The 10,021-nt window shown below is 55.9% G+C and carries 10 protein-coding genes; 2 read left to right on the top strand and 8 right to left on the bottom strand.

What is annotated here, in order from left to right; translation table 11 throughout:
* The 6 genes from G536_RS25635 to G536_RS0100925 all read right to left on the bottom strand — a co-directional run.
* The coding region (locus G536_RS25635) for a hypothetical protein (protein WP_033369457.1) at positions 1–292 on the bottom strand (292 nt) is incomplete at its 3' end.
* Positions 293–294: 2 nt separating this feature from the next.
* Positions 295–2,766: a hypothetical protein gene (locus tag G536_RS0100945; RefSeq protein WP_022821708.1), complete on the bottom strand. Its 2,472-nt coding sequence runs from the start codon at positions 2,764–2,766 to the stop codon at positions 295–297.
* Entirely contained in the window at positions 2,759–3,478 is a 720-nt protein-coding gene (locus G536_RS30120; RefSeq protein ID WP_022821707.1) for a hypothetical protein, read from the bottom strand. The genes G536_RS0100945 and G536_RS30120 overlap by 8 nt, the downstream gene beginning before the upstream one ends.
* Positions 3,475–4,623 carry an AAA family ATPase gene (locus G536_RS0100935; RefSeq protein ID WP_022821706.1) on the bottom strand — a complete coding sequence of 383 codons (1,149 nt, stop codon included), beginning with the start codon at positions 4,621–4,623 and terminating at the stop codon, positions 3,475–3,477. The genes G536_RS30120 and G536_RS0100935 overlap by 4 nt, the downstream gene beginning before the upstream one ends.
* Positions 4,623–5,255: a hypothetical protein gene (locus G536_RS0100930; RefSeq protein ID WP_022821705.1), complete on the bottom strand. Its 633-nt coding sequence runs from the start codon at positions 5,253–5,255 to the stop codon at positions 4,623–4,625. Before G536_RS0100930 ends, G536_RS0100935 begins: the two co-directional genes overlap by 1 nt.
* Positions 5,256–5,456: 201 nt before the next feature.
* Positions 5,457–6,020, bottom strand: a complete 564-nt coding sequence (locus G536_RS0100925) for a hypothetical protein (protein WP_022821704.1) — start codon at positions 6,018–6,020, stop codon at positions 5,457–5,459.
* 228 nt (positions 6,021–6,248) lie between these two features.
* Between G536_RS0100925 and G536_RS0100920 the strand changes: the two genes are divergently transcribed.
* Both G536_RS0100920 and G536_RS0100915 read left to right on the top strand, forming a co-directional pair.
* Positions 6,249–6,818, top strand: a complete 570-nt coding sequence (locus tag G536_RS0100920) for a recombinase family protein (protein ID WP_022821703.1) — start codon at positions 6,249–6,251, stop codon at positions 6,816–6,818.
* A 335-nt stretch (positions 6,819–7,153) separates the two neighbouring features.
* Positions 7,154–8,434, top strand: a complete 1,281-nt coding sequence (locus G536_RS0100915) for a tyrosine-type recombinase/integrase (RefSeq protein ID WP_022821702.1) — start codon at positions 7,154–7,156, stop codon at positions 8,432–8,434.
* A gap of 43 nt (positions 8,435–8,477) precedes the next feature.
* Here the strand turns inward: G536_RS0100915 and G536_RS0100910 are convergent, their stop codons facing one another.
* Together G536_RS0100910 and G536_RS0100905 are read right to left on the bottom strand one after the other, a co-directional pair.
* Positions 8,478–8,891 (bottom strand): hypothetical protein, encoded by a 414-nt coding sequence (locus G536_RS0100910; RefSeq protein ID WP_022821701.1) that lies wholly within the window; start codon positions 8,889–8,891, stop codon positions 8,478–8,480.
* Positions 8,892–9,074: 183 nt separating this feature from the next.
* Positions 9,075–9,926: a hypothetical protein gene (locus G536_RS0100905; protein WP_157530274.1), complete on the bottom strand. Its 852-nt coding sequence runs from the start codon at positions 9,924–9,926 to the stop codon at positions 9,075–9,077.
* Positions 9,927–10,021 lie beyond the last annotated feature (95 nt).

Raw genomic sequence — 10,021 nt, 5'->3', positions numbered from 1 at the left:
CGGGCGTAGCGGCGGGCCAGAGCGTGGCCTGCACGGGCACGTAAAGCCGCTCGGCCACTACGCCGTAAGGTTCGAGTACGTCAGTGGGCAGCTTTCCCGCTGGCACAACCACGAACAGGCCAGCAGGGCGTACCGATTGAAGGGACTCCGGCACCAGGTAGCAGCGCATCTGGCTAGCCGCTAGCCCCCAGCGGCCGATTTCCCGAAACCAGACGGCTGGGTCCATCCCCCGCAGAAATGCGGCGACGGCTGGGCGCTGGACTGATTCGTGGTAGCGGAGCGTGAGGTGCATGGTTAGCCTAAGTGAGCAATAAAGCGAAGAAGAAACCGCTGATAAAAATCAGGTACCCAGAGCCGGTGGGTAAGATTCGTGCCCGTAAAGTAGGAGGAGCCGCAGACCGACCCGTCAGCTGTCCAAGCGGCCAACGGCTGTCCAATAATCAGTGTCAGAGTAATTTCGGGCAGCGTAATATCGGCACTGCGCAGGTGCAACAGGCCCCGCGAGTCCACGACGGCGGTACTGCCGTCGGACCACGTAAAACGGCGCAAGGTTACTTTCTCGTTGGCTGAGAGCGGCACAGGGGCGGAAGCAATAGCCTTCAATCGCCCCATATGACTTTCGGCGGGGTCCCGGCTGAGTAACTGCAGTTCCTGCGTCTCCCGGTTAATCAACCGGATTTCGTGTCCTTCCAGTACTAATTCGTTTCGATTATTGATGCCTAAGGAATTGACGCGTAGCAGCACCGCATACCCATTGTTGATGTGGCGCTTCAGTTGGCTACTCGCCGTGCCAACTCCCCTCGTCGGCATGGCGGGGAACGCGGCGGCCCGCCGCTCCACGATAGCCAGCTGCAAACAGTTGAACACGAGGGTGCTGCTGGCGCGTCGTACGTGGTAGCAGTAATCTAGGAAAACAATCTTGGGGGCTTGCTCTACCGTGCCGGCTGGTAGTTCATGCTCGTCCAATTCGGCGGATAAATCGACTTGCTCCACTGCCAGCGTAACGGTATCGACTACATACACCAACAGCCGTTTGCCAGCACTGACCAGTAGGTAAATCAGATGCCCATCATCGGTGCCAAAGTGGTACGTACCAGCCTCGATCAGCGGAAGTACTTCTCGCGCTCCGGTATCCTTACTAGGCCAGTACAGAACCCGCTGCGTGTCCGTAACACCCAGCATCCCGAGGGGAGGAGAATAGAAAGTGTTTTTGGGGGAAACCCGCAACCCGGTAGTGGGGAGGAAGAGCGGGGCCGGGTTGCATTGAATAAAGGCTGGGCCGTCGGCAGATACTGTCGGCTGGAGCAACCGGCGAGACTGCCGGAGTGGCGGGGCGAAAAGCAGTTCCTCCAGGTTGTAGTTGGAAGTGCTACGGAGCACCCGGTGGCCGTTGATAACGTCGTAGAACGCCAGCGTACCCTGCCGGTCCACGGTCAACAGAAAACGCAGTCTGGGCTGAGCTTCCCGCAGCAGGTGGCTGAAGTCCGTTTGCTGCAGGCCTTCAGCTTCTGTAATCAGCAGGCAATGGGTGGCCGCTGCGGGCGCTTGGGTGCGCCAGAACTGCTGCAGGGCCGGGCCACAGTGCAAGGCCGGGTCAAGTTGGCTTAAGGCTGTTACTACCCCCTCGAAGGAAGTTAGATCAAGCGGCGTGCTCTCGTGGCCGCCGAGGGCAAAGGCTGTTACCGGAGCACTGGGTCGCCGCGCATAGGCATTGCGGGTCCAGGCCAGGGCTGCCGCCAGCGCAAATATGCGCGGCACGCCCCACAGCCGGAGCGTGGTGTCCAGCAAGATAAGCTGGGGCTGCGCTGGAGGGCGCGGAGCCTCTTCCCGGTGTAGGTATAAGGCTTCGTTATTGACTAGGCGGGCCAGCAGCGATACGTCATCGTGGGCCAGCTCACTTAGCAGCAACCGGTCAAAGTTGCCACGGGTAGTGACCCCGGCAATGCCACCCAGCGGTTGGTCGCTGGCGCCTGGCGTAGGCAGCGGCGCGGGCAAGGTCGCGGCCACGTGCTGGGTAAGGTACGCAAGACCCGCCGTTCGCGCGTCTTGCGCCAGTTGGTCGAGCAAGTCGGCCGGAGTACCTATCGAATCGGGCCCGGCTGGTTCCACAGCGGGTAGCGGCTCCGGCAGTTGGGGCAGGCCCGTGCGGAGCTGCAGCGCCAGGCTCTCGGTCGTGGGGAAGCGTTCCAGCGCCTGGGCCAAGCAGGCTAATTCGTGGAACACAGCGCGGCGCGAGACCATCTCGCCGCTGAAGGAGAGGCGTTGGTCCAGCAGACCACTGTTCCAGTCATCGAGTACCGCGCGAGACAAGTCGGGCGTCACTTGGGGCGCTTGGGCACTGAACACCTCCCGGAACAGATGCACCTTAGGCTGCTCCGTACGTAGGGTAGCTGGCAGTGCCCGCACCACCGCTAGAAATGCCAACGCCCGGTCTATCCGAGTTTCCAACTGCCCCGCTGGTGGATCGTTGGCGGCCTGAGGCGTCCGGTATGCCAAGCGTCGCACCAGTTCCACGCCACCGCTTGCAGCGGGCCACGTATCGGCACAAGCGGCGAGTAGCAGCAACACCGGGGTGATTGGCGGCAAGCCCTGCGTGAGCAAGCCGCGTAAAACCCGGGCCAACTCTTCCCGGTAACAGATGGTATTGCCGTTTTGCCATTCCACCAGGCGCGCCTCCTCCACCCAGCGCCAGCAATGCCGCTGCGGGTGCTGGAAATAAGCGAGAGCCGAGGCGATGGACGGTGCGTTGGTAGTGGACTCACGCATGGCCAAAACCTTGAGCTGTCAGGCGCACCGCGCTACGCGTAGCGGGTACCACCTGCGCCAGCGGGATACATTCCCAACTACCATCGGCCGCGAACACCAGCAGCGCATCTGATGCCGGGTTAAGCTGCTGCGCCACGAGCGGCACCAACAAGGGGGCCTCGAACGCAAAGCCGGCGGGCAATAATACGCCCTGCTCTTGCCAGTATTCCTGGCCCTGAATCGGGGGCAGCGGGGCGCCTAGCAGCACGACGCCCTGCTCCGCCGACACGGCAAAGCGCAAGCCGCGTAGCCGGCTTTCGGGCGCTGTTTCCGCGTAGGCCTGCCACTGCGACAAACTCGTACGCAGGGCGGCGCCAGGAGCCGCCACCGAGGAGCCTACTAACCGTACGCGGTAGCTGGCCACTCCTTGCGCCGGCAGCGCCGCTGTAGGTAACTCGAGGGGCACAAATAAGTGGATAGGTTGCCAGGCCAGCACGGGTAGGCGGCCCGTGGGCGTGCGTTGGCCTCGGGGAAATAACCGGTCCTGTGCATCCAGGGAGTAGACTTCTTTGGCTGGTAGCGACCGGATCTCTTGGGGCAGCTCCCCCGTGGCTGGCACCCCCCGGAGCCACAGTTGCCCACTAACTTCGGCAACCCGCACGTCGGGCAGGGTACGCACGTTGCCGAGTGACTCCCGGTCTTGGGAAGCCAGCACGAAAATCAGTTCGCTCATGCCTGTAGCACTTTCTGCCAGAGCGCGTCGAGCGGCTCCTGCACGTAGGTGCGCTGTACCTCATTGGACAGCCATTGCGTGCGGCCGTGCAGGTGGCGAAGCTGATCTTTGATGGTCGTTCGCTCGGCAGGGGTAGTATCGGGTTGGTCCCATTGGGTCGTGAGCAGATCTATCTCGCGCAGCAACGTGTCTGCGTCGGGCGCCGCCCGGCCAGCCGCCCGCGGATGCTGATCCGGCAATTCATCGGCGTGCACCACGGTATCCACGATACTGGCGACTGTTTCACGCTGCTCCTCTGTGTCCCAGATGTAGCGCAGCACCCACATATCGGAGGCAATAACGGTCGTCCGCTGGCACAGCAAGGCACTGGCCGCGAGTAGCCGCTGCAGCTTCACCGCCCGCCGGTCAGATATCGCCACCCCCGCCAAGCGCAACTGGCTGATCAGATCCGTGTAAAGTGGGCGCACGGGCCGCAGATCCACCAAGGGAATAGCGGCCTGCAACTGCCGCACATCTTCGGCTGCGATGGTAGGAGCTTCTTTGGCCGGTTGCCCCTCCCGTGCCCAGCCAGACTCCAGCACGTCGGCTAGGGCCTCCGGGGCGACGTAGTCGCAGTGAACCCGCACCAAAAAGCGGTCAAATAGCGCTTGCAGGGCTTCCTCTTCGGGTAAGTGGTTGCTGGCGCCTACCATTAGTAGAGCAGGCAGCGCGCGGGTCTCCCGACCTCGCCGAAAGACCCTCTCGTTAAGGACCGTCAGCAGACTGTTGAGAATGGCGCTGTTGGCGTTGAGGAGCTCATCGAGAAAAACCAAATGGGCTTCGGGCAACATCCCCTCGGTGTTGGTAACCAGTTCGCCTTCCCGCAAACGCCGAATATCGAACGGCCCGAACAGTTCGTTGGGCTCCGTGAACCGGGTGAGCAGGTATTCGAACGTGTTGCCTTGTACGCGTTGGGCCAGGGCCCGTACGAGGGCACTTTTCGCCGTGCCCGGAGGGCCCAGCAAAAACAGATTTTCGCGCCCGACCAGGCAAATGCACAGCAGGTCAATGATATCGTCTTTGCCGACGAAGGAGTTCTTGAGGTAGCGGGCTACCTGGTTGAGTTGATTGACGAGTAGATTTTCTTTGGGTAGGGGCTGTTGCATTAACTAGAAGGAAGAATAAACAACTCAAAATCGGGCCATAGGATCGTTACGTGGCCACCTAACGCTGTTTGCACCAAGGGAAGCAGGTGTGGCTGCTGGGCCCGCGGCCGGTCTTGTGCGGCAATAATGCGATCCACGTACGCTTGCCGTAAGGCGGGATGCGCAAGTATCGGGGTTTCAGCGCCTGGTTCTGCTAGTTCGTGGCCTACAAAGGAAAATGGCCACTGCCGGGCCGTCGCCTGCAGGCGCGTGACAAGTACGTCTCCCGGGGCAAGGCCTTTGGCCAGGTGCAGTAGATCCGGTAGGTAGCGAAAAGGTAGATCGACGGAGTAGACAACTTCCGCGGTCACGTTACCAGGAAAGTCTGGTAAGTAGTGGGCGATGACTTGCTCATCCAGGGTGCGTACCAGCGCCAGCAAGGCCGTACAGTACAAATAGGTAGCGGCCCATTGGGCCGCTGGCGCATCGAATGCAGGGGCGGTATGCGGCATGTCCAACGCATCTTCCGCGTGATAGACTCGCAGTAAATTAACGGCTGCGTGCAGGTCTTCTGCCTCGAAAGGGGCCGGCTCACCGGCCAGGCTAACCGCACCGGTCATAAATAGATCCTGAAGAAACCCGGTCAACCGCATAACTAAGTAACGTGGCCAACACCAGCTGTGGTGAGGTCAAAGACGAGAGGATAGAAGTGGCGGCTTGGCAAAGCCACATAAAATAAAGCCTCTAATTTATTCGATTTAGCTGGCAGCTCTACTATAATTTCTATGCAGAAGATAGATCTCACAGCGGCTTGTTATACCAAGTGCTCACCGTCTATCAAGAGGACTACACTATTACTTCTGCGGTATAGAAGCTGGTTTCACGGTCAGGGACTCAAAGAACTTTTTGCGCGACTCACTGCCTGAAATGCCCGTCGTATCCTGTCGATCCTGTGAATAGAAACTTAGGGAGTAAGCCACTGCTCCTAACACTAGGTTGCGGCTATACTTGATGCCCATCTTGCCCGTGCCTTTATCTAACCCGCGGTACTTGACGTCTACCCCCTCCCCACCAGCCGTTGCAAATGAAGTGCGGGATAAGACCACCCCCTTTTGCCCTCTCACCAGCCCATTAATCAGTCCGTCATAGAAAGCCGTTCGACTACTCTCACTCTGCATGGTCGATTGGGGGGCTGTCGCGGCGAGCCGCAGGATCATATAGGTGCCAGCACCATCTTGCGCACTAAACATCTTTACCGTTTGAGGAATAGCCGTGCTGGCCTTACTCATATCGGTTACCGTCGGCTGAGTAGGCAATTGAACTGTGAGCTGTTCATCTACTGAAAAGGTAGCCCACTCCGCATAAGTGAAGGCGGCTAATGGTAAACAAGCTAATAGAAAGAGATAAGTTGGTTTCATCGCAGCAAATAAGGCAAGTTTTATAGAATATTTAGATAGACCTAAAATTGATCAGATGGCTTTCATCCTGATGATGGTCCTTTAGAGGCCATTCATTAAGTCATAACTTCTAGGCCTATCCTCCTTACCCTACTATCTTCACAAAAAAGCAGCTAAAAACCGGGGCTAAGAAGTAGGTCCAGAAAGAAATAGGGGTTTATCTTTATGGCCCTAGCTTTCTGACCCATTATGAACAAAACCTTCGGCTATGCCCGTGTTTCCACCGTCGACCAGAATCTGGATACGCAGATTGACATCCTGACCAAGGCCGGGTGCGATCAGATCTTTCAAGATAAGATCACGGGGATGAGTTTGCAGCGCCCGGCGCTGGACGAGATGCTCGGCTTGCTGCGGGAAGGGGACACGGTGCTGGTGGCGCGCTTCTTTCGCTTGGGTCGCAGCCGCGACCATGTGATTCATTTGGTGAACTCATTTCACCAACGTGGCATACACTTTAAAGCGCTGGACCTAGGTATTGATACCACGACGCCAGCCGGTAAATTTATGCTCTCCATTTTCGCTTCGCTCGCCGAGTATGACCGCGAGAGTATTCTCGAGAAGACGAGAGCCGGGCAGCAGTTGGCGGCAGCGCAGGGTAAACATATTGGTCGTCCCAAGGGACTGGATGCCGAGAACCTAGCCAGGGTGCGGAAGGCCTTGAACAAAGGACTGTCCGTGGCGGAAACGGTGAACTTGACGGGTATCAGCTTGTCCAGCGTCAAACGTTACCGCAAACATCTGCAGGCGCTCATCGAGTAGTAGGAACAATCGTAAAACTTATCGCTACGATAAGGCCAGCTTAGGGTGTGTGGACAGTAACCGAAAAGGTGATCTAATGCTTTCTAGGCCGTCATGCTGAGCTTGTCGAAGCATCTCTACCGCTTCGTTCGGTCGAAATTGTTCGGTAGAGATGCTTCGACAAGCTCAGCATGACGTTCTTTTATCTTACTGTCCACACAGCCTAGTTCGATTCCCGTCTCTGGTACTTTTTAGCCTCTAGGCTAGCAATTAGCCCCCTGCAACCCCGTTTCCAGCCTGGAAACGAGGGTTGAAGGGGGCTTTTTCGCGTTCACTGTTTACCACCTGTTTACCACGTGAGTTTTTCTGCTACCATCAGCCTTCGAAAACCTGCGCAGAAGAGCGGCCTCAATACCGTGCGGCTGCAGGTCATCATCAATCGGAAAGTGGTGAACATCCCACTGGACATGGCGTGGCCGGAAGCCCTGTTTGATGAAGAATCGGGGCGGTGTTTGGATAAACTGCCAAAAAAATTTCAGCGGCCCGGCTACAAGGAAGTGCTGGCCCGTACCGAAGCGCTTATGGGCGGGCCGCTCGAGCAGCACGCGGCCGACAACAACCTGCTCATCGGGCAAGCACGCGGCCGGGCCAACGATATTTTCGTGCGGTATCGGCTGCTACCTGACCTGGTGCTCACGGCCGACGAGTTCCTGCGCCAGTACCAGAGCGGCGTGAGCAGTTCCGACTTCCTACGCTACATGGAGGCCCGCATTGCCGAGCGCTACAAACGGGGGCAAATTTCGCTGAACACGTATAAGGGCCATACCTCCACCCTGCGCAAGGTGCAGGAGTTTGCGGCCACTCTCCCCTTCAACAAGCGCAATAGTGTCGCCACGCTACCCTTTAACACCTTCACGCACAAGTTTGCAGGCGACTTCGACTCCTGGCTAAAGAAGGTGCACAAGAGTTGCACGAATACCTGCTCCGGTCGTCACCGCAACGTGAAGGCGTACCTGGAACTGGCGCGGCGCGATAAAATCACGTTTGAAGACCCTTATGAGTACTTTGTCAACAGCACGGTGCAGAGCAAGTGGAAAGCGCTGGGCGAGGCAGAACTGACCGCGCTGGAGACGTACTACGTGAGCACGGAGGTAGGCTCCACCCATCGGCGAATGCTCCAGAAGTTTCTCTTCAGCTGTAACTGCGGCCTACGCCTGGGCGATTTGAAGCGGATGGGTGAAGCCAAGGTGAACGGCCAGCTAGTTGAGCTGAAAGTGCAGAAAACCTTCCGCTACGACGAGAAGGAAACGCTGCTGCCCATCACGAAGAAGGCTCTGGGCTACTTACAGGACAGCCGTACCGAAAACGGCACTGACGGCTTCTACCTCTACACCGACCAGTACACTAACCGCGCCCTCCAGAAGATTGCGCACTGGCTCGGCATCAAGACTAAGGTGCATCACCACATCGGCCGCGAGACCTTCGCTACCAACTTCATCCGACGAGGAGGTAAGGTAGAAGTACTCCAGAAGCTGATGGGCCACAAGAAGCTCAGCATGACCATGAAGTACGTGCACGTCGACGAGGCCATGAAGCAGGCCGAAATAGATCGACTAGACTCGTTGGATGCCGCATAAAAAAGGCCCGTCCCAAATTCGGAGCGGGCCTTTTCTGTGGTGGCTACTTGCCGACTGTTGGTGAATGGCTCTTGCATAGCTGGCTAGAAACCCGTTTCTCCTCGCGAGCTCTCTGCCTAGCGTATTTGGCTAATGTTCTATTATCACCCCGGTTTTTGCGCCGGTAATAGCGCTTGGCGGCCTCGTAGCGTCGGCCAATCCTACGGGCATTCCGATAGTCGTACCGCGGCGGCCGTGCTTCGTAGTAAGCAACTCGCTCTTGGGGCTTCAGCCAGGGGATGCACGCTGGAGCAGTGAGGTTGGCCGTATCGAGCGACGTGCTCAGATCAAGTAGATAGGCGTATTTGTCGTGACCAGGTGCCACTACCTCCACTTGAAGGTTGGGAGCTTGGGCCAGCACGTCGGCGCACGCCAGCATACCGAGCGTTAATGATGCAGCTATTAAATAGATTCTCATAAAGATGAAGTGAATGATGAGTTAAAGAACTCAAAGCTCCACCCCCTCCTACCAAGCAAAAAGGACACAAAAAAGCCCTTCCGACCATGTGGCCGAAAGAGCTTTTTAAATTTTGGGCAAGGACAAGACTAGTAGGTTAAGTCTTCACAGACAATTGCTTGTGATCACATAGAAAGGCAGATTTTACGAGGAAGGTGGATTTTTAATATATTCCTTACTATTTGTTTTTGTCTGATATACTGGCAGCACGTCTAGTGCGGAATGAAACATAGGATACAGAAAGCTTTTCTTGGTCTTATGTTCAGGCATATTTAAAATATCTTCTATTGCTTGCAATCTATCCGCATCGCTTTTTTGTACCTCCCCAATTTTTTCCATAATATTTATAAGCTGCAAGGTAACGTCTATATCTACTGATTCTGGTGTAATACGTGCAGCAGCAACGTATAACATGGTTTGAAGAGCATTAAAATATTCTCCATTTTCGACCCGTTTTATCGCGATATTATATTGACTAATAATATCAAAATGCTCATCTAAAGTAGCTTTGTTATGCGACAACTGTTTGTTTAAAGCTTCTTGAATATTTGTGTTATATAAATTTAGCTCCCTACTTACAGCACTTCTTAATTGTAATTCGAGTGCTTGATATCTAGTCTCTAAACTAGATAAATTGTTAGCGCCTTGCTTTATAACTTGGGCTTCTATATCTGCCCTTAATTCCTTTAATTCCCGTTCGCCTAGTCTATAATTAAAGAATATCTGAGCCAGTACTATCGACGCAAATAAAGTGGCAACCGCTTCCAGTGTCCATTGCGTCAGTTGATTTGCACGTTCAGTATTTTTGACTGATTCCTCGTACATCAACTTGTAGTAGTCCTTTTCACTAAGGGGACTGGCCTTTGCTGATTGCGGCAGTTGTGCGGCTGAATCTGTAGCGACTTGCTTAGCGCTACCGGTTGGCCTTACTTGTGCATATAGGGCACATGAAGTGACTACAAGACACAGGCATAAAATACGTAATACTGCTTTCATGGCTATGAATGTATAAGAAATGGCTGTAAACACTCAAAAAAAGCCGACGCCCAGTCAATCCTTATCCTTACCTTAAATTCAAACGCCCTCCCAGC

This window comes from Hymenobacter norwichensis DSM 15439 (genome assembly GCF_000420705.1).
Taxonomy (GTDB): Bacteria; Bacteroidota; Bacteroidia; order Cytophagales; family Hymenobacteraceae; genus Hymenobacter; species Hymenobacter norwichensis.
This window is presented reverse-complemented; position numbering and strand designations above follow the sequence as displayed.

What these genes read in the sequence shown, in the direction of transcription:
- G536_RS0100945 (WP_022821708.1), bottom strand. Translation starts at nt 2,766, where the DNA reads ATGCGTGAGTCCACTACCAACGCACCGTCCATCGCCTCGGCTCTCGCT.
- G536_RS0100925 (WP_022821704.1), bottom strand. Translation starts at nt 6,020, where the DNA reads ATGAAACCAACTTATCTCTTTCTATTAGCTTGTTTACCATTAGCCGCC.
- G536_RS0100910 (WP_022821701.1), bottom strand. Translation starts at nt 8,891, where the DNA reads ATGAGAATCTATTTAATAGCTGCATCATTAACGCTCGGTATGCTGGCG.
- G536_RS0100930 (WP_022821705.1), bottom strand. Translation starts at nt 5,255, where the DNA reads ATGCGGTTGACCGGGTTTCTTCAGGATCTATTTATGACCGGTGCGGTT.
- G536_RS0100935 (WP_022821706.1), bottom strand. Translation starts at nt 4,623, where the DNA reads ATGCAACAGCCCCTACCCAAAGAAAATCTACTCGTCAATCAACTCAAC.
- G536_RS30120 (WP_022821707.1), bottom strand. Translation starts at nt 3,478, where the DNA reads ATGAGCGAACTGATTTTCGTGCTGGCTTCCCAAGACCGGGAGTCACTC.
- G536_RS0100905 (WP_157530274.1), bottom strand. Translation starts at nt 9,926, where the DNA reads ATGAAAGCAGTATTACGTATTTTATGCCTGTGTCTTGTAGTCACTTCA.
- G536_RS0100920 (WP_022821703.1), top strand. Translation starts at nt 6,249, where the DNA reads ATGAACAAAACCTTCGGCTATGCCCGTGTTTCCACCGTCGACCAGAAT.